Source organism: Desulfocicer vacuolatum DSM 3385, assembly GCF_900176365.1.
In the GTDB taxonomy this organism is placed as follows: domain Bacteria; phylum Desulfobacterota; class Desulfobacteria; order Desulfobacterales; family Desulfobacteraceae; genus Desulfocicer; species Desulfocicer vacuolatum.
Window position 1 is genome coordinate 39,239 of the sequence record NZ_FWXY01000006.1, and the last position, 19,482, is coordinate 58,720.

Sequence of the window (19,482 nt, forward strand, 5' to 3'; positions counted from 1 at the left end):
GTTGACATATTGGTGCATATGCTGCCTGGGAAAAGGATGATTGATTTTTGTAATGGCTTGGCTATCTGAACTGTATAAAAGAAAATGTAGAATAAAAAGGGCAGACTTTAATGATTCAAGTCTGCCTTTTTTTGATGCCTCTGTTCACATTTTTAACAAAGCGTTTGAATTTTAATAACCGCACCCGACGATTTTATCGCCATGTTTTTTTACAAAGGTGTTTTTTTCTTTTCCTTTCCACTGGTATTGCACCCACAGGCCATCGGAGGTGGCTTTAATTAATTCATCGTAAATTACTTTGTATTTTGTAGTGCTTAAGTCTTTAATGGCATCTTTACTGGGATGCACCAGAAGTTTCCCATCTGTTTTCATCACAAAAATGTAAAGACCTTCAGGAGCTTTGGCTTTGCAGGCGGTGTCATTGTATACCCCCGCAAGCACCACCGAAGAAACCGCTTTTTCGATTTCCTTTTTATCAGCTGCGAAACTGGATGTGGCCAGGCAAAATCCAACGAACAATACAAGGGAGAACAAAAATGCTTTTTTCATCTATACATCTCCTTAAATAATGTGGTGTTTGATATGGCGCTGAACCATCAGGTCCAGTACCAGGTAAAGAACCCCGCAGTTGTCGATGGGATATTTGTGTTATTTCATACACACAGCATTAGAAATAAGGCTATTGCCAGACGACAACGCTGGAGAGCCGAAGATCGGGTTAAACTTTATTTCGCAGTAGTAGTAAGAGGAGGTAAACAGCTCTGGGCAGTAGATGAGTGACTTTTTGTGGTTAAAAAATGAATTGCATACATATTCTAAATTTAATTATATTGTGAATACCGGATTGACATTAAAATATCAAGGATTTTTTCAAGTACTTGATGGTGCATGTTCATAATTCTTATTTTCGATGAATTTTTATTCAGGCAGGTGGTGGCAATGATTTTGAGGGGTTCCAGCTAATAAGGAAGTGCCAACTTGGGAAAGCCCCCAGGTGTTTAAATTCTTTTTATGAAGAATGAAAATAGAATAATACCATTTTATATGAAATATTCCCCAAATCAAGGGGGTATTTCAAGCTTTGTTGTGGGCAGAGCCGGATCGGAATACGGTCTGCCCGTGGCAGTTTATATAAAGATCGGTAAGAAAAGCCCTGGGCCTTTAGCTCAGGGCTTTTTGTGCAATGTTTGATCTTAAACCACAAAAATATGCTTATTATCAGGAACCGTCATAGGCAGGTCCCAGGCCATCCACCCAGAAATTAACAACGTTATATTTTACATTCTCATCCGGTCGAGAAAGGTTATAAACAAACATCCCCCAGTTGTAATAATAGCTGTTCCAATAAGGATAATTTTCTTCATAGCTTTCACTATCTTCAACCAGTGATGCTTTATAACATCCGGCAGAACCGTCTTCATTAAAACAGGTTATGATATCGCCCACTCCACCTTCATACTCTGTGCCCTCGCTGTATGTGAATTTTATCAGGGAACCATCCTTTATCGATGTGCTGACCCAGCCGCCGATACCGCAAACACTAAATTCTCCTTCTGCTTCAATGCCCCAGGACTTTTCTTCTTCATGGGATACTTCATTGGAAATGGTCAGACCTACACTGGTATTTCCTGAAATCCCCTGGTTCACGTGCTGTACCGTACTGCCGCCGATGGTTGTGGCATTAAAAGAGCCGTTTGTTTCGTTGTGGATCATGATGGCATCCCGATCCGAAGGACGGGGATAGGACGTTATCTGGCCGGGAATGTTGGACATGGTTTCAATCCCGATATCCGGGGCATTGCCGTTGTTATCGTTAAAATAATTGACCTCCCATTTCCAGTAACCAGATCCCACGGGCACATCAATGGTCATATACGTTTTGACTATTTTCTGATCCGGGGATGCAATAATTTCGTATTTATAACTATGAAAAGCAGCGCCCAGAAAAATAACATAATTACCGTAGCAGTCTCCGGTAAACGATGTAACTTTTTCCTTCCGGATGGCAGTCGCATCAGTACTTTTATACTCATGTTCAAAACCAGTTTTTGCACTTGCTTTTATCAGGTCAAGAAACTCGGCTTCTGCGGAGATTCCTGCTGCGATACTGGTTTCGTAAGTTGTTCCCTCTTCCACCGTGTTTTCAGATATTTTCCCATAGGTGACATGGGTGTGATGATAGGCCTGGGGAATGCCAAATTCAACCGGCGGAGCAACCAAAACGGTGGTGATCACCGGGTCGATCATGTGGACCCAGTGTTCATCCGTATATTTTACCTTGAGACTGTCGCCGTCAAAATCGCCCAATGTCATGAATGAACCGGAACTGGAATAATCACCGGACTTTATGTAATTGGAATGGTTAATATTCGAGGATCTGGTTTGCTCAAACTCCCAGGATGGACCATCGATTTTTTTTTTTAGATCATATTGCTTCCATTGAATATCGTGGCTACTGTTTACAGCGATGATGATTTCATCCATCCCGTCTGCGTCCACATCGCCTGTACTAATTTGGGCACCACTTGAGGCAATGCTATCGTATCCAATGTCAACGATGTACATGGTTTTGTTTTGATCGGGATAAATTTCATAATTCGTGAAAGCATGGCTGAAAAAAAACCACGTATGGGAAAAAAAGTTCTGCGAAGAGTCATCTATTTGCAAAAAACTAACGGTAAGTTCTTCTGCCCCATTTCCATCAAAATCACCGGTAGCCAGTTTGACATGTGAGATGTTTTGATGGACAGGATAATTCACGTCGATGTTAAAGTCTTCATAGGTAATAAAATCCTTTGAAGTCGCATCGTATTGGTAGCTTTGCACTTGAACCATAGACTCATTATTACAGGGCATGCCAAAAGCGAATTCATCAATATGGTCATTGTTAAAGTCTCCCACTGCAAGCCCGACCTGCTGTCCTTGCGTTGAAGGATACCATTTCAGATCCCAGCCTTTCCATTTTTTGTGATAGAAATAATCTGGGCCGGTTACCACATCCCAGATCTCTACTACTTTTTTATAATTAGGGTAGTTATCCGTACTTTGAGATGAAACCAGTACGATTTCATCATAGGGATCATTGTCAATATTACCCACCGCTACCCGGGTATCATAGGTGCCGGATGCAAGCATATAAGGGCTGACACCTTGATCTTCTCTGACTTTTTTATAAACATAAAGCTCAGTTCCATCGGCATAGCCGATATCATTACTGTAAGGGTTTAAATGCCAGTTATCTACAGTGACGATGACATCATCATAACCGTCATCATTGACATCGGCAACTGCCAGATCCGCGCCATATGGAACAACATTTTGGAAGCCGTCAAACACATATTCCTTGAATTTTTCTGTTTTTCCCGTATCTGGATTATAGTGGAGGATAAAAAGATGGGTTTGAAAATCATAGCTTCCATATCTATCATTTTTATGACTCATGATCATCAACAGCTCGTCCTGGCCGTCGCCGGTCACATCTCCGGCCGCTGTTTTGTGTATAACGGCACCATTTCGGTTCATGTAAAAATGATCTGAATTAAAAAATGTACTGATTTTAGTATAATCACCACCAGCATCATCTAAAATAAAAGCTTCGCTGTCATTGTTCACATCCGGGTCCGGCAGCATGAAAGCGATTTCTTCTTTTTTAAGGAGCTTACTGGTTTTATATTTTAATGGGTGATAATCATCGGGTTTTTCATCAATTGTCAGAGCATCAATTGAATATTCCCCACTGTTGGGGGTTGCCGTGGGTATAAAATCTGAATCTTTATTTGAGCTGTCGGAACTGCCGTCGTTACAGCCGCTGCATATTCCCATCATAAAAACCATTAAAAACAAAAAAATAAATATCGGGTTAGGTTTGTTGTAAAATAGTTTCATCATTTTTCTCCCAATTGTTAATTGAAGTTATTTGCTGTGTTATATGTGAATTGCAAAATAAAAATTAATCATTATGTGGAATAGTATTACATAAAAGAATAAATAAACGTTTTTTTGGATTTTTTGTCAATAAATAGCAAAATTTTTTATTTTTTGGGGAAAATATGTCTCCGCCCAAAAAATTACCCCTCTAAAAAAAATAATCCTCTGGCTTCAACACCGATTAAGTGGTACCAGAGAGACATACAAGTATTTATTGTCAAAAAGGAGATAGATCATGCCTCTGAACAATCGAATTCTTCCTGAAGATCTGACCATGGAATATACTGCTGACCAGCTGCCCTTTGAAGACACATCCCAGCTGCCCCCGCTGGACGGGGTCATTGGGCAGAAACGTGCGGTGGAAGCCATTGCCTTTGGCCTGAATATGAAAGGCTGTGAGTACAATATCTTTGTAACCGGCGTTGAAGGAACCGGTAAAACCACCATTCTAAAGCGTATTTTAAAGGAGCATGCCGCCGGGTTTGAAACGCCTCCGGATCTTTGCATGGTTAACAATTTTGAAGATTCTTACTCTCCCATTGTAATGGCACTGCCCCCGGGAACAGCCTTGAGGTTTCGCAGGGAAATGAAGACATTCATACAGGTTCTCAAGGTAAAAATTCCGATTTTTCTGGGCAGTGATACCTTCCAGGAAAAGCAACGCATGATCCAGCAGGAGCACGCAAAGGTACAAAAGAAGTTATTTGAAACGGTGGAAACCCTTGCATCGTCTCTTTCCCTGGGTATTGCCGAGACTGAAGAGGGATATCAGATTGTTCCCCTGGAATCGGGAAAGCCCGTGGCCCGGGAGGTGTATGACACCTTATCTCCGGAGAAATTAAAGGAAATTGAGGAAAACACCGATAAGGTCACTTCGGCACTGAATGAGGCTGTGCAGGGGGTGGGCAAAAGTGGTGAGCAAATGAAAGCCGCCATGAAAAAGATGATGTCAGATGCCCTTGAAGGGCTTGTGGCAAAGCACATTGACCCGGTGCGCTCCTCATTCAGGGAGTGCCGCCAGATTCAGACCTATCTTGAAACAGTCAAGGACGATATCATTGAAAATATGGCCATGTTTTCCACCGGTAAGGATGCAGAACCTGAAAATGGCCCCCGTTTTAAAGAGATGGCCCATGCTATTTTGAAAACCTATGAGGTCAATGTGCTGGTGGATCGCAAACGGGAAAAGGGTGCTCCTGTGGTGTTTGAATCCCATCCCACCTTTAAAAATCTTTTTGGCAGCATTGAAAAAAAACCTGTCATGGGTGCCTTTGCAGCTGATTTTACCATGGTTCAGGCGGGTTCTGTTCTCCGGGCCAACGGCGGATATCTTGTCCTTCAGATTGAACCGCTTCTGACTTCGCCCTATATCTGGGAAACCCTTAAAACCACACTTCGCAACAGCTCTTTAAGGATAGAGGATGGACCGGAATCCTCTGCCCAGGGCATGCCCTCGTTAAAGCCGGAGCCCGTTCATATAGATTTAAAGGTTATCCTGGTGGGGGGCTATGCGCCGTTCAGGCTTCTTCAAAGTGCGGATTCTGGTTTTAATAAAATTTTTAAGGTCCGGGCCGATTTTGACCATGAGGCGTGGTGCACGGATGAGACGTTGAAGCTTTATACCCGTTTCATCGCCGGGGCCTGTGATGCAAATAATCTTCGTCATTTCACAAGGGACGGCGTGTGGGCCGTTATTGAGTTTGCCCGACGCCTTGTGGCGGATCGTCGAAAGTTGTCACTTCGGTTTGGACGAATACTTGGGATGATCAAGGAGGCTGATTACTGGGCCGGGCAGGAACAAGCGGACAGAATCACCCGGGAACATGTGCAACGGGCTGTGGCCCAGCATCGTTTCCGGTATAATCTTTATGAAGATAAAATGCTTGAAAAGTTTGACGATCAGTCAGTGCTGATGGATGTGTCAGGAAAAGAGATCGGCCAGGTGAATGCACTGGCGGTGTATGACATGGGAGACATTGCCTTTGGGCGTCCCACCCGTATTACGGCAGAATCCTATATGGGGACCCCCGGCATCATCAACGTGGAACGGGAGGCCAGCCTTTCCGGAGAGACCCATGACAAGGGCATGATGATCGTTTCCGGCTATCTGGGACGGATGTTTGCCAAAGGATATCCTTTGAGTGTCAGCATTTCCATCACCTTTGAACAGAGCTACGATGGCATTGACGGAGACAGTGCATCGTCAACGGAGCTTTACGCTGTATTGTCAAGCCTTTCCGGTATTCCTATCCGCCAGGACATTGCTGTCACCGGTTCCGTGAATCAAAAAGGTGAGATCCAGGCCATTGGCGGGGTGAATGAAAAAATAGAGGGATTTTTTGATGTGTGCACCAAAAAAGGCAGGGAAGACAGCCAGGGGGTGATGATCCCGGCGGCCAATGCCAATAATCTTGTTTTAAGACAGGATGTCATGCAGGCAATAAAAGAAAAACAGTTTCATATCTATAAAATAAGCCGTATTGAAGAGGGCATTGAACTTCTCACAGGCATACCGGCCGGGGTGGCGGATGAAGCATTGCACTATCCTTCAGACACGGTGTTCGGAAAGGTTCAGGCCCGCCTGGAAGCCTATCATCTGCTGTCCATGTCCCATGGTGGATGAAAAATTGCCATAGAAATGAAAAGGCAATTTTTAAAAATTTAGTTCATTGATCATGTGGACGGCGATTATGATGGAATATATCATGCACTATAAAAAAAATATTGTATTGATTTTTCTTTTTGGTTTCATTGTTTTTGGCACCGGATGTGCGGGAATACAGCAAAATCATTTGCCGGCCCCCACCCAGCTTCCCGGTATCACCCGGGATATGAACCGGCCGGGATTCTGGATCAGCCGCCACTCCCATCCAGATAAGATCTTGATGGGCTTAACCGGCATTGACGATTTTAACCGTCATGTGGGAAAGGGCCTTGGGTTTATTCGTAATATTGTGGATGTTGAACCGATATATGATGGTAAAGCCCTTGCCCGTTCCATGGAAAAACGAATTGTTAAACAGAGGTTTAAACATCTGTATTTAAAAAACGGCAGATTGGCGGACAGGCTTTTTTACCGTGATATGACCCGGCAGATGAATATAAAGAACATACCCCATGATGTTGTGGTGCGCTACGGCGTTGTCAGCACTTACACAGATCAGCGGGTTTTGCCCACCTGCCGGGGCATGTATTCTGATTCCCGAAATCGGGAATTTGATCGACTTCAGAACAGCGCCCTTGATCTTGGTACAGCTGTTGCCGTATTGCATGACAGTGCCGATGGCCAATGGCAATATGTACTTTCTTCCTTGAGTGCCGGTTGGGTGAAAACAGAGACCCTGGCACTTTGTTCACAGAATCAGCTTCGGGCCTTTAAAGATCGTGATTCTTTTGTGGTGGTCACCGGGGCCAAGGTAGATATTTACCGTGATCCCCGGTTAACAAAATATTATGATCATGTTCGCATGGGAACCCGTCTTGGTATGGCAGCCCTTTCCGGGGATGTGGTTCAGGTGAAAATACCTGTTAGAAATGCCCGTGGCAGACTTGAAATACACAAGGGGTATGTGTGTACAAAAAAGGTGTCAAAGGGATTTTTGCCCTATACCCCCAGGAACATTATCACCCAGGCCTTTGAATGTCTGAATGCACCCTATGGCTGGGGCGGCATGCACGGAGAACAGGATTGCTCACGATTTATGAATTCTGTCTTTGCCACGGTGGGGATTCAGCTTCCAAGAAATTCATCGGCCCAGGCTAAGGCAGGGGTAACACTTGGGGCCTTTGGCGAGCATGCAGACTCCATTGAAAAAGGTCAAGTTATCCATGATAAGGCTGAAGTGGGATCAACCCTGCTGCATCTCAACGGTCATATCATGCTTTATCTGGGGGAAGTTGAGGGGCACTTTTATGTGATTCATTCTTTATGGGGGTATGGCGGGACCGGTAACGTGGCCCATCAGATCCGGGTGGTCAACGGGGTCAAGGTAAGTTCCCTGGACCTTGGGTCCGGTTCTGTGAAGGGCTCTCTTTTGGAGCGATTAAAAACCATTGTCATGATGTGATACTGCTCATTTTCAGCACACACATTTATCTGGGAAAGGCTTTCCCGGTGTAGAAAAGATGAAAAGCAGCCCCTCAACCCAGAGGTCTGCCTTTCAGTTTTTCGTTATTTTTAAAAATACGCCGGAGAGATTTATAAATATTTTTTTTTCATTCTGTTACTGTCGGAATGGATAGCGTGTGAGTTCTGATTAATTTCCGGGAATTTTTTTGACGAAATTTTATCCAGCAACATCAATGCCAAGATCACATCCCAGGTTTTTATCCGGATAACATCATTGAAAATATCCAGGGAGTGGCGTAAAACAGAAGCGTAATGTAGAAACAGATACAATGCGACGGCATCTTTCATATGACCTCAAAAATTACATTTTTTAAAAAACTGATTTTCAAAATAGGGACATTGCTCTAAAAAAGTGTAAAACGGAAGTGAAGCATGTTCAATTGTCACATACGTCACCGGTTTTGTGCTGGGGACTACAATATCTGTAGAGAAAAATGATGCATATTTGCATAAAGAGCCATGGAAAAAATTTGTTTAAAGGAGGAAAATCAATGGCCAACGAATTCAGAAAACAAGCTGAAAACAGAAGTATTGATGAATCCTGCCAGCCCATCATTGAAGCTGGTTTGAAACAGGGCATTGAAACTGCCTGGGAGCGCCTGGAAAAACAAAAACCCCAGTGCGGATTCGGGCAGCTGGGCATTTGCTGCACCAACTGCGACATGGGCCCCTGCCGCATTGATCCCTTTGGCAATGATCCCCAAAAAGGTGTATGCGGTGCCACAGCCGATACCATTGTGGCCAGAAATCTCATACGTATGCTGGCCACCGGGGCGGCGGCCCATTCCGACCATGGTCGGGAAATTTTGGAGGTGCTTTATGAAGCCGCCACAGACAAGGCAGATGCCTATACCATCACAGATGTGGAAAAATTAAAGGCCCTGGCCGATGAATATGGTCTTGCCACTGACGGGATATCCACAAAGGATCTTGCCAAGGCCCTGTCATTGAAAATCCTGGAAGAGTTCGGTACCATCAAGGGAAAATTGCAATTTTATGAACGACTGCCGGAAAAGCGAAAGGCCCTGCTAAATAAACTGGGCATCGCCCCAAGAAGTGTGGACAGGGAAATTGTGGAGACCATGCACCGGGTTCACATGGGGGTGGACAATGATTACATCAACCTGTTGACCCATGGATTGAGAACCGCCCTGTCCGATGGTTGGGGCGGCTCCATGATGGCCACAGAAGCCTCTGATGTGCTTTTTGGTACCCCGTCTCCTTTAAGCTCCCAGGTGAACCTGGCGGTGTTAAAGCAGGATCAGGTGAACATTATCCTCCATGGCCACAATCCCATTTTGTCAGAAATGATCGTCAATGCCGCCATGGATAAAGATGCCGTGGCAAAGGCAAAGGCCATGGGAGCCACAGGTATTAACCTTGCGGGCATGTGCTGCACAGGCAATGAACTTCTCATGCGCCGGGGGGTTCCCATTGCCGGTAACATGCTCAATCAGGAGCTGGCCATCATGTCCGGTGCGGTGGAGGCCATGGTGGTGGATTATCAGTGTATCTTTCCGGCCATTGTGGATGTGGCCGGTTGTTTTCATACCCAGGTGATCAGCACTGCTTCCAAGGCAAAATTTCCCGGCGCCACCCACATGGAATTTGAACCCCACAGTGCTGTACAGACCGCTGCCGCCATTGTGGATCAGGCCATTGAAAATTTTCCCAATAGAAAAAAAGACCGTTTGTGCATTCCGAATAATCCCGCAGATTGGACCGCCGGGTTTTCCGTGGAGGCCCTGTTAAAGGCATTGGGGGGCAGTACAGATCCCTTGCTGGACGCCATAAAATCAGGTCAGATTCGTGGGGCCGTGGGCATTGTGGGATGCAATAATCCCAAGGTAAAACACGATTTTGCCCATGTGCGCATCATGGAGCGGCTCATTGCCGACAATGTGCTGGTGGTGGGCACGGGCTGCGCCATGATTGCCGCCGGTAAAGCAGGGCTTATGATGCCGGAATCCGCAGAAAAAGCAGGTCCTGGCCTCAAAGCCGTATGCCAGGCCCTGGGAATTCCCCCGGTGCTTCACATGGGTTCCTGCGTGGACTGCAGCCGGATACTGGTGCTGGTGGCGGCCCTTGCCAAAGCTTTGGATGTGGATATCAGTGATCTGCCTGTGCTTGGCAGTGCGCCGGAGTGGTATTCGGAAAAAGCCGTGTCCATCGGCTCTTATTTTGTGGCCTCCGGGGTCACTGTGCATCTGGGACTTTCCCCGAGAATTTTGGGAAGCAAGGCCGTGACATCGTTGTTGACCCAAGGGCTGGAATCTGTTGTAAAGGCCAGCTTTTTTGTGGAGACCGATCCGGATAAGGCCGCCGATGCCATGATTGAGAAAATTGATCAGAAACGAAAGGCCCTTGGCATATAAAATTTTCCGTGGAGGCTTGAGGAAATATATGATTGTAAGCAATCAGGGGAAAAAAATAAAAGAAAAGGATGGCATTTGCTCCAGGGGGTGCCCATGAAACAATATGTGATCATCGGTGCCAGTGCCGCAGGCATTGCCGCAGCACAATCCATACGCCGTCATGATAAAACAGCAAAAATCGTCATGGTTTCCGATGAAAAGACAAAGCCCTATTTCCGGGTGATGCTCTCCTTTGTCCTTGCCGGAACCATTGGCGGGGATAAACTTTCCATGGCGTCGGAGGGCTATTTAACCGAGCTTGGCATCACCTTTATATGCGGCAAAAAAGCCCTTGGCATTGATGCTGCGAAAAACCAGGTCCATATGGATGATGCTACCCGCCTGGATTATGATGCCCTTTTGCTGGCAACGGGTTCCAGGCCCCGGGAGCTTGATATTCCCGGCCTTGATAAAAAAGGCATTTATTATTTCAGGACCAGAAAAGATATGGAAGGTGTCCGGGCCATTGCCGCCAACGCCACCCGGGCCGTTGTCATTGGGGGCGGCCTTGTGGGCATCAAGGTATCCGATGCCCTTTGCAGTCTTGGTATCAAGGTTTGCATGATGGTAACCTCAGACAAGGTGTTGTCCCAGACCGCAGACCCGGAAACCGCCGATGTTGTGTTAAACATCCTCAAGTCCCGGGGGCTCACCGTGCAAAGCGGTGTGTCTCTCCTGGCATTCCAGGGGCGGGGTGATTGTGTTGAAAGGGTTCTTACGGACACCGGGGAGCGCATTTCCTGTGATCTGGTGGTCATTGGCAAGGGGGTGGTGCCCAATGCCGGACTTGCTGTGGATTTTCCAGGTGGTGGTGCAGGGTCCGGCCATCAGGATGGTATTGAAACCGATGGATATCTCACCACCTCGGTTCCCAATATTTTTGCGGCAGGGGATGTGGCCAAAAGCCGGGACATTGCCACCGGAATATCAGAAACACATGCCATCTGGCCCGTGGCAGTGGAGCAGGGCAGAACCGCGGGATGCAATATGTGCGGCATAAAGACCCCTTATGAAGGGGCTCTGAATCGCAATGCCTTTCACATTGGAGACAGCTATGTCATCACCGGGGGCCTGTTTAATCCCGGTTCCGGGGATGGATGCGATATCCATGTGTATCACCACCCGCAAAAGGGGTTTCATCACCGGTTGGTGACCCGGAATGACCGCATTGTGGGCATGGCCTTTGTCAATGATACCGCCGCCGCGGGCAAGGTCCTTGCCATGATTCAGCGGAAACAGAAGTTGTCTGCTTTACCGGTTGATATTCTGTCCCCGGGGTTTGATTTTAATCGGTTGAGATGATCAAAGTCATTAAACTCAATGCTTCGTTTTTCCCTGGATGTTCTTACGAGAATTATCCAGGTTGTTGAGATAATAAATGGAGCACCGAGTAAAAATTTGATCGCCCATTTGCCCTGTGGAATCGTTGTGTTTCTTTTAAGATCGGCTGAAAATGTGATTAAATATAGATTATAAAGGAGGAAACATGAAATCAGTTGTCCTTGATCCTGAAAAATGTGTGGGGTGTAAGCATTGCTATTTGGCATGTGCCCAGGTGCATTCCCAGAGTGACGATATTTTCGGTGCCATCAATGAAACCCCTGTGCCAAGGGCCAGGATATTTGTGGATATTGTCCATGATCAAAAGCCCTTTGCCAATCGCTGCCGACATTGTGAACCGTCTCCGTGTCTTTCTGCCTGTCCGTCCGGAGCCATTTTCAGAGAAGAAAAAACAGAATCTGTGCTGATTGATCAGGAAAAATGCATTAACTGCGCCATGTGCGCCATGGCCTGTCCCTTTGGGGTGATTCGCTTTTATCCCGAGGCTGACATGCCCTTTCAGCGGGTGGTGGCCGTAAAATGTGATAATTGTGTTGACCGCATCCTGGAGAACCAGCTCCCGGCCTGTGTGGAAGCATGTAAAACAGGTGCCCTTGTTTATGGTGAGATCAATGATCTGTTGCGAGAAAAACATCTGGTGGCCATCCGCCAGGAGAAACTGCCTGTGGAAATAGAGACATGGAGGTCCATGAACGCGGCCATGGCAGAAAGATAACACTGTTTCATGCTTGGTTGTATCCGTCAGGATATCTGGGTTGCGAAATAATTATTTCTATAAAGGAGGTACCATGACAAAGCGTATTATTCCTGCACTATTGACCCTTGTTGTTGTTGTTTGTTCAGCACAGATCAGCCGGGCCCATTGCGAAATCCCCTGCGGGATTTATGACGATCCCCTTCGCATCACCCTGCTGTTTGAGCATATCACCACCATGGAAAAATCCATGCGCCAGATTGCCACCCTTGAAAAGGCAGATCATGCCCATGCCAATCAGCTGGTTCGGTGGGTGATGAACAAGGAGCAGCATGCCGATAAATTCCAGCACATTGTTACCCAGTATTTCATGACCCAGCGGTTAAAATTTGATGCCAAACTGTACGATAAAAAACTGGCGTTGCTCCATCAAATGCTGATTTATGCCATGAAGTGCAAGCAGACCATAGATCTTGATAATATAGGAAAACTCCGGGAAGCTGTTACAGAGTTTCGGGATCTATATATGAGCGATAAGTAAAATGCGGTAACTTTTTTAAAGGCAAGCAAGCCGGTATGTTTTTTGACAGAAATAGCCTAAAATCAGCAACAGACATCCAGCGTAACAATGTGAAGGGCAGGCCTTTAAATGGGAGGTCTGCCTTTCACTTTTTTGACGAAAACCCCATGGATATGTTATATGGTTTAAATAAATATACACGGTTTTTAAGGACTCATGAGTCCGAAGTTCTCATTTTTCATACCACATGGGATATGTTCAATTTCAAAGAACCATATTAAGTGGCGTTAAACTGCAGAATTTATGACTGAGGAGTTAAGGACATTCGCCATGGACTCAAATTTAAAAAAATTCATGTCCAGCCATTTTGACTTTGATCAGATTAATATCTGGGAACTGTTTTGTGACATGGACCTTGGCATTCTCATGACAGATGAAAATGGGGTGATGATTTTTTATAACGACATCCAGGCCACCATTGACAAGCTGGACCCTGCCAATGTCATTGGCAGAAAAATAACCGATGTCTACAAATATAATAACGACAGCAGCACCTGCATGCGGGTACTGGAACATGGTCGGCCCATCATCAATTATGCCCTTTCCTACCGCTCCCGGAATGCCAATGTGGGCAATACAATCCACAGTGTTTTTCCTCTTCGTAAAAACGGCAAGGTTGTGGCCACCATCTGTTTTGTAAAGGATTATAATATCCTTGAAAGAACCATCCCTTCATTTTTAACCCCTAACAACAACAATACCTTTGCCGAAGGCACCCGCTTTACATTTGCCAGCATCATTGGATCGGCCCCGGCATTTGTGGATGCCGTAAAAAGTGCCAAAATGGCAGCGAATTCGCCGTCTCCGGTGATGCTCTACGGAGAGACCGGCACGGGAAAGGAACTTTTTGCCCAGGCCATCCATAATTTTTATTACGAAAAAACAAAGCCATACATTGATGTGAACTGTGCCGCCATTCCAGAAAACCTCATTGAAGGTATCCTGTTTGGCACCACAAAAGGGGCTTACACCGGTGCCGTGGACAGGGCCGGGCTCTTTGAAAAGGCAAACGGGGGCACTCTTTTTCTGGATGAGATAAACTCCATGCCCCTTTCCCTGCAGGGCAAGCTGCTGCGCGTTCTCCAGGAAGAAAAGGTCAGGCGCGTGGGCTCCCTTTCCAATATAGATCTGGATATAAAAGTGATCAGCTCCGTGAATACAGATCCCCGGGAGCTGGTGGGCAGTGGCAATTTCAGGATGGATCTTTTTTACCGACTGGCGGTGATTTACATTGCCATTCCGCCGCTGCGGGAACGGCTGGTGGATGTGGAGGAGCTGGGCCGGCATTTTCTCCAGAAATGCAATTGTCGCATGGGCAGAAATATTAAAAATATCGCACCGGAGGTTATTGATTTCTTCTGGAACTACAGCTGGCCCGGGAATATCCGGGAGCTGGAGCATGTCATTGAAAATGCCGTTAACATGACAGAAAAAGAAGAAACAATACTGAAACTGGAGCACTGTTATTTTGCCAATCTTCTGGGTATTTCAAACAGTGAATCTTCCCCCCATGCTCCTTGCCCCCGGCCCCGGAACAGGGGCGCCGGACATGATCCTTTGTTTGACAGACACTACGCTGAACAGGCACCGGCCCCTCCCCCTCCATGGCCCCCTTCCCCATGGAAAACATCGCTTGCAAAGGGAGTAACTGCTCCATGCGATTCTCCTCCGGCGTCCACCGGGGCCCATGTTGCCCCTTCCACCGGGGATCTGGCCCATAAAAAGCGTTTGCTTGAGGAGTCCACCATTTTACAGGCCCTGGAAAACAGCGCTGGTAATATTGCCATGGCTGCAAGGCATCTTGGTCTGTCCCGTCAACTGCTCAGCTATAAAATTAATAAATTAAACCTTCGTCCAAAATTATATGAGATAAAGCTCAATCAATCATAGGCAAGAAAAGACCCATTCCCAGCGCATAAAAATTTTACAATGGGTCAAATAAATTTGACAAGTAAAAGATTTTATCTTTCCTTATTTCAATATCCTTCACAAAGACAATCGTTCCAGCCCCTTTATTCCTGCATTTTCTCTTTTAAACCTTTTTGGGTGAGCCCGGCATGTATATTGCTGATGTACATTGCAATTGTTTAAACATGCCAGCATAAAAAACGCGTTTCCAACATGTACAGCCCATGACCATGGGCGATATTTCCATGGTCTTACGGCCTTGCAATACCGTGATTCATGGATCCAGGGCCATGGCTAACCTTGAAAATCGTTCCATATTATTAAAGGGAAAAAAATGAAAGAAACAGTTCAAACAGACATATCGCCAACCGACACCCGGGGATTTTTGGGAAAATACGATGCCACCCTTTTCTGGGGAACATTGATTCTATGTTCTGCCATCACCCTGTGGGGGATTCTTCTGCCTAAAGGATTTTCCACGGCAATGACCAGCTCCCAAAGCTGGATATCGGTGAATTTTGGCTGGTTTTTCATGCTGAGTGTGTCCATTTTTATTATATTTCTGGCATGGGCCGGTATGAGTAAATATGGAGATATTCCTTTGGGACAGGATGGTGACAGCCCGGAATTTACCTTTTCTTCATGGATTGCCATGCTTTTCAGCTGCGGTATTGGCATTGGGTTTATATTCTGGGGGGTTGCAGAGCCCCTTTATCACTATATGTCGCCCCCTTATCTGGCCAAAGGTGCCACGCCTGAAGCAGCACCTGTGGCCATGCAGATCAGCCTGCTTCACTGGGGTATCCATGGATGGGTGTGCTATGCTGTTGCCGGTCTTGCCATTGCTTACACAACCTATCGCCTTAAGATGCCGCTGTCCATTGCCAACTCCCTTTATGGTATCCTTGGCGAAAAAACCGGCTCCATGTGGGGAAAACTGGTGGATTTTCTGGCGGCTTTTGCCACCATCGCAGGCATTGCTACTTCCCTTGGCATGGGGCTTATGTCCATTCGATTTGGCATTAAGCACGTTTTTGGGGCAGAACTTGGCACCACAGGTCTTGTGGCGGTGATGCTCATACTGATTGTGGGATACACCATCTCAGCGGTTTCAGGCTTGAACCGTGGCATCAAGATTTTAAGTAATTTAAACATGATCCTTGCTTTTTTTGTACTTTTGTTTTTCCTTTTTGCCGGGCCCACCCGTTTTCTTCTCAATCTCATGGTGGATTCCGTGGGGCAGTATTTTTCCAACTTGGTTTTCATGTCCTTCTGGACCGATCCCATGGCCCAGGCCAGCGAGGGTAAATGGATGGGATGGTGGACCATTTTCTACTGGTGCTGGTGGATCGCATGGGGACCCTTTGTGGGGGGATTTGTGGCCCGTATTTCCAAAGGACGCACCATCCGCGAATTTATTTTCGGTGTTATTCTTGTTCCCCTTGTCATCACCGTTGTCTGGTTCAACGTGGTGGGTGGATCAGCCCTTCATGCGGAAATCAACGGCACCCTTGAGATGTACAAGGCCATTTCCGCCGATGCCGGGTCTGGTATATTCACCCTTTTGAGTCAATACCCCCTGGGGGGTCTCATCAGTTTCATCGTTTTCTTCAATCTGATTATCTTTTTGATCACCTCTGCTGATTCAGCATCTTTTTTTGTGGGCATGATCATCTCAGGCGGTGAACTGGAGCCCAGTACCCCCATAAAGCTTATTTTTGGTTTTCTCATTGGTTCCATCACCGTGGTGCTGCTGATAACCGGTGGACTAAAAGCGTTACAGACCGCATCCATTGTAGCTGCGCTGCCCTTTGCATTTGTTATGCTGGGAATGGTGCTTTCCACCCTTTTACTTCTAAAAAAGGAAAAATAAAAAAATAATACCGTTGGTCTATGGTCTATCAATTACTGCACATGATCAACGGCATTAATACGTTTTAAAATAAGGATTTTTCATGAATCAAAGTGATATCATTGCCGCATCGTCGGCCATTCTCAGAAAAGCAAAAAATTTGGGTGCGCATCTTTCAGGGTTTGCCGCTGTGGATGATCTCAGGACAGCCGGAGCATTTACATTTGCCCCGAAAATGCCTGGCGCAGGCCAGGGCGTGGGCACCCGGGAAAGTGACATGGAACTCAACCCTGGTGAGGTAAATTGGCCTGATCATGCCCGATCCATCCTGGTCATTGCCGTGGAGCACCCCCGGGAAAAACCTGAAATGGACTGGTGGTTCGGGCGGATCTCTCCGCCGGGCAATAAAATTTTGGTGAATATTGTCAACGAGCTGTGTGAGTGGATTCCCAATACATTTGAAATAAAGCCATTCCATTTTCCCTACCATGTTGAAAAAGGTGGCATCTATTTAAAAGATGCCGCAGCCATGGCAGGTCTTGGGTGCATTGGTCGCAACAATATGCTGGTAACCCCGGAATTTGGTCCACGGGTGAGGCTCCGGGCCATGGCCCTGGATATAGCAGTTCCATCCACCGGACCCACAGGATTTAACCCCTGTAGTCAGTGTGGCGATATTTGCCGCAATGCCTGTCCCCAGAATGCGTTTGGGAAAACAATGTACACGGCCCGGAAATACGGTCAAACCGTTCTTCCGGCACGGGACGGCACCTATGCACGCCCCACCTGCAATCAGCAGATGGAAAAAAACATTGCCCTTGCCAAAGAGGAATCGGGCCAAGGGTTTGATAAACCGGTGAAGATCATTAAATACTGCCGGGTGTGCGAACAAAGCTGTCCCGTGGGTAAATAAACGTATCAGCTTGTCTGTTTTGTGGGGTTAAGCTTGAGTGCCTTTATCGGTTTTTTCTTCAACATAAAAAGATTTCCGCTTAAAATCAGCATAACACCGGTCACAGACTCCAGGGTCCAGTGATAGTTTTCCCAGACGGTGGAGATCAAAAGCGCCACAATGGGAAAAATCAAGGTGGCATAGGCGGCCCGGTCGGCACCAATACGTCCGATGAGGGATAGATAGCAGCCAAAGGCCACAATGGAACCAAACACGGCCAGGTAGATTAAAGAAGTCGTGTAGGAAAAGGAGATCACAAAGGTAAAGGATTTTCCTGTCAGGATGACCAGCAGCATCATAAAAAATGCGCCATAGGCCATGCCATAGGCATTGGTTTGAATGACAGGAAGTCCTTGTTTTTGATTCCGGGCAGAAATAATATTGCCAAGGGAAGCCATATAGGTTGCGGCAAAACCCAGTATCACTCCGGTGATGCCACCATCCCCCAGATGAAATCCTGCCACTTCAGGGCGAAATACCATGACAATTCCTAAAAGCCCCAATATGCCGCCGGCAATGACTTTGGTGTCAAAGGGCGTTTTTAAGAACAAAAAACCATTGATCATATTCATGACCAGGACGGTGGAGAAGATAACCGCTGCCAACCCACTGGTGAGATGGATTTCTGCCACATAAAAAAGCCAGTAGTTGAATCCAAATAAAAGGGCTCCCTGCAAAGCCATGAACTTGTGATCTTTCAGGGAAAATCGCATGTTCAATCGGGTGATACGACACCATGCAAGAAGGATCACAGCAGCCAGGAAGAATCGATACACCACTGACACCAGAGGATCCACTGTTCCCAGTTGAAACTTGATGGCAAGCCAGGTGGAGCCCCATATGAGAATGGTTAAGAGATAAAACAGAATATTTTGCATTTTTTTTAGATCCTTTTTGAATTTACAGGGTGCCTTTTGGTTATGTGTGGCATTCTCGGGGAGCTTTGATGTCTATTTGAATGGGGCTGAGGTTATTATAAAATTTGATTCATATCAATGATAAAGTTTTACCGTAAAATTTGGTTTTGGTGGTTTTTATATAACTGCCACGGGCAGACCGCATTCTGACCTCGCTCCGCCCACAACAAAGTTAGAAATATTCCCCCTGGTTAACGGAGTATTTCATATAAACGGGCATCTCCTTTCGGACACAACAAATATAGGGTCGTAGACGCGGAGCCAAATGGTATTATACCGCCGCCCCCCGATGGGCAATGGGCCCGGACCGGAACTGTAGACAGCTCAATTGTCCGGTTCCTATTACCCATCGGGGGGCGGCTCTGCTGAGGTTGGCTTGGAGGCAGCCTTTTTTTATAACGGCCATGATGCGCTGCATCACAACAAATAATGAAAGTCTATTATAAAAATATCCGAATGGTTCTACCGTTCTGTATATGTCTGAAATTATGATATTTAAAATTACTTTCTTATAAAACGCCACGGGCGGACCGCATACTGACCCCGTTCTGCCCATAACGAAGCTTGAAAGTCCTGCCTGGTTTGACGGACTTTCATATAAAACCGCCATGGGCAGACTTTGTTCTGATTTCGTTGTGGGTGGAACCGCGTTAAATACGGTCTACCATGGTACTTATTCAGATTATACAAAATATGAAAACCAGGTTTTCAAATCAAGATTTGCCTTTTTATTGTTTAAAATATAGTCTTTGACAGATTTTTTCCCTT

At 46.2% G+C, this 19,482-nt stretch carries 14 protein-coding genes; 10 read left to right on the forward strand and 4 right to left on the reverse strand.

Annotation, left to right across the window (positions count from 1 at the left end; genetic code table 11):
• Positions 1-171 precede the first annotated feature (171 nt).
• A complete protein-coding gene (locus B9A32_RS06970) occupies positions 172-549 on the reverse strand; it encodes a cache domain-containing protein (protein ID WP_084067875.1) in 378 nt (125 codons plus the stop codon).
• A gap of 495 nt (positions 550-1,044) precedes the next feature.
• On the opposite strand from B9A32_RS06970, the gene B9A32_RS21605 reads away from it, so the two are divergent.
• On the forward strand, positions 1,045-1,191 hold the full coding sequence (locus tag B9A32_RS21605; protein ID WP_212637842.1) for a hypothetical protein: 147 nt from the start codon (positions 1,045-1,047) through the stop codon (positions 1,189-1,191).
• 27 nt (positions 1,192-1,218) lie between these two features.
• On the opposite strand, the gene B9A32_RS06980 is transcribed toward B9A32_RS21605, so the two are convergent.
• On the reverse strand, positions 1,219-3,336 hold the full coding sequence (locus B9A32_RS06980; RefSeq protein WP_139795740.1) for a hypothetical protein: 2,118 nt from the start codon (positions 3,334-3,336) through the stop codon (positions 1,219-1,221).
• Between the two features lie 826 nt (positions 3,337-4,162).
• Between B9A32_RS06980 and B9A32_RS06985 the strand changes: the two genes are divergently transcribed.
• Together B9A32_RS06985 and B9A32_RS06990 are read left to right on the forward strand one after the other, a co-directional pair.
• Entirely contained in the window at positions 4,163-6,550 is a 2,388-nt protein-coding gene (locus B9A32_RS06985) for an ATP-binding protein (RefSeq protein ID WP_084067883.1), read from the forward strand.
• 82 nt (positions 6,551-6,632) lie between these two features.
• The gene (locus tag B9A32_RS06990) at positions 6,633-7,994 is read left to right on the forward strand and encodes an SH3 domain-containing protein (RefSeq protein WP_170923741.1); all 1,362 of its coding nucleotides are present in this window, start codon (positions 6,633-6,635) and stop codon (positions 7,992-7,994) included.
• Positions 7,995-8,125: 131 nt separating this feature from the next.
• Here B9A32_RS06990 and B9A32_RS06995 read toward each other — a convergent pair whose 3' ends face one another.
• Entirely contained in the window at positions 8,126-8,344 is a 219-nt protein-coding gene (locus B9A32_RS06995) for a hypothetical protein (protein ID WP_084067889.1), read from the reverse strand.
• Positions 8,345-8,547: 203 nt separating this feature from the next.
• On the opposite strand from B9A32_RS06995, the gene cooS reads away from it, so the two are divergent.
• From cooS to B9A32_RS07035, 7 genes are all read left to right on the forward strand, one after another.
• A complete protein-coding gene (cooS, locus tag B9A32_RS07000) occupies positions 8,548-10,431 on the forward strand; it encodes an anaerobic carbon-monoxide dehydrogenase catalytic subunit (protein ID WP_084067892.1) in 1,884 nt (627 codons plus the stop codon).
• A 93-nt stretch (positions 10,432-10,524) separates the two neighbouring features.
• Complete coding sequence (locus B9A32_RS07005) at positions 10,525-11,772, forward strand: NAD(P)/FAD-dependent oxidoreductase (RefSeq protein ID WP_139795741.1); 1,248 nt, start codon at positions 10,525-10,527, stop codon at positions 11,770-11,772.
• Between the two features lie 184 nt (positions 11,773-11,956).
• Positions 11,957-12,526, forward strand: coding sequence for a 4Fe-4S dicluster domain-containing protein (locus tag B9A32_RS07010; protein ID WP_084067898.1), 570 nt, complete (start codon positions 11,957-11,959; stop codon positions 12,524-12,526).
• 73 nt (positions 12,527-12,599) lie between these two features.
• Positions 12,600-13,046: a superoxide dismutase [Ni] gene (locus B9A32_RS07015; protein WP_084067901.1), complete on the forward strand. Its 447-nt coding sequence runs from the start codon at positions 12,600-12,602 to the stop codon at positions 13,044-13,046.
• Positions 13,047-13,355: 309 nt separating this feature from the next.
• Positions 13,356-14,975: a sigma-54 interaction domain-containing protein gene (locus B9A32_RS07025; RefSeq protein WP_084067907.1), complete on the forward strand. Its 1,620-nt coding sequence runs from the start codon at positions 13,356-13,358 to the stop codon at positions 14,973-14,975.
• Positions 14,976-15,327: 352 nt separating this feature from the next.
• A complete protein-coding gene (locus B9A32_RS07030; RefSeq protein ID WP_084067910.1) occupies positions 15,328-16,866 on the forward strand; it encodes a BCCT family transporter in 1,539 nt (512 codons plus the stop codon).
• Positions 16,867-16,948: 82 nt separating this feature from the next.
• Positions 16,949-17,758, forward strand: coding sequence for a Fe-S protein (locus B9A32_RS07035; protein ID WP_084067912.1), 810 nt, complete (start codon positions 16,949-16,951; stop codon positions 17,756-17,758).
• Positions 17,759-17,763: 5 nt separating this feature from the next.
• Here the strand turns inward: B9A32_RS07035 and B9A32_RS07040 are convergent, their stop codons facing one another.
• Complete coding sequence (locus B9A32_RS07040; RefSeq protein ID WP_084067914.1) at positions 17,764-18,675, reverse strand: DMT family transporter; 912 nt, start codon at positions 18,673-18,675, stop codon at positions 17,764-17,766.
• Positions 18,676-19,482 lie beyond the last annotated feature (807 nt).

Coding starts and splice junctions, on each gene's coding strand:
- cooS (WP_084067892.1), top strand. CDS start 8,548: ATGGCCAACGAATTCAGAAAACAAGCTGAAAACAGAAGTATTGATGAA.
- B9A32_RS06970 (WP_084067875.1), bottom strand. CDS start 549: ATGAAAAAAGCATTTTTGTTCTCCCTTGTATTGTTCGTTGGATTTTGC.
- B9A32_RS07005 (WP_139795741.1), top strand. CDS start 10,525: ATGAAACAATATGTGATCATCGGTGCCAGTGCCGCAGGCATTGCCGCA.
- B9A32_RS21605 (WP_212637842.1), top strand. CDS start 1,045: ATGAAATATTCCCCAAATCAAGGGGGTATTTCAAGCTTTGTTGTGGGC.
- B9A32_RS07030 (WP_084067910.1), top strand. CDS start 15,328: ATGAAAGAAACAGTTCAAACAGACATATCGCCAACCGACACCCGGGGA.
- B9A32_RS06990 (WP_170923741.1), top strand. CDS start 6,633: ATGCACTATAAAAAAAATATTGTATTGATTTTTCTTTTTGGTTTCATT.
- B9A32_RS07010 (WP_084067898.1), top strand. CDS start 11,957: ATGAAATCAGTTGTCCTTGATCCTGAAAAATGTGTGGGGTGTAAGCAT.
- B9A32_RS06985 (WP_084067883.1), top strand. CDS start 4,163: ATGCCTCTGAACAATCGAATTCTTCCTGAAGATCTGACCATGGAATAT.
- B9A32_RS06995 (WP_084067889.1), bottom strand. CDS start 8,344: ATGAAAGATGCCGTCGCATTGTATCTGTTTCTACATTACGCTTCTGTT.
- B9A32_RS07025 (WP_084067907.1), top strand. CDS start 13,356: ATGGACTCAAATTTAAAAAAATTCATGTCCAGCCATTTTGACTTTGAT.
- B9A32_RS07035 (WP_084067912.1), top strand. CDS start 16,949: ATGAATCAAAGTGATATCATTGCCGCATCGTCGGCCATTCTCAGAAAA.
- B9A32_RS07040 (WP_084067914.1), bottom strand. CDS start 18,675: ATGCAAAATATTCTGTTTTATCTCTTAACCATTCTCATATGGGGCTCC.
- B9A32_RS07015 (WP_084067901.1), top strand. CDS start 12,600: ATGACAAAGCGTATTATTCCTGCACTATTGACCCTTGTTGTTGTTGTT.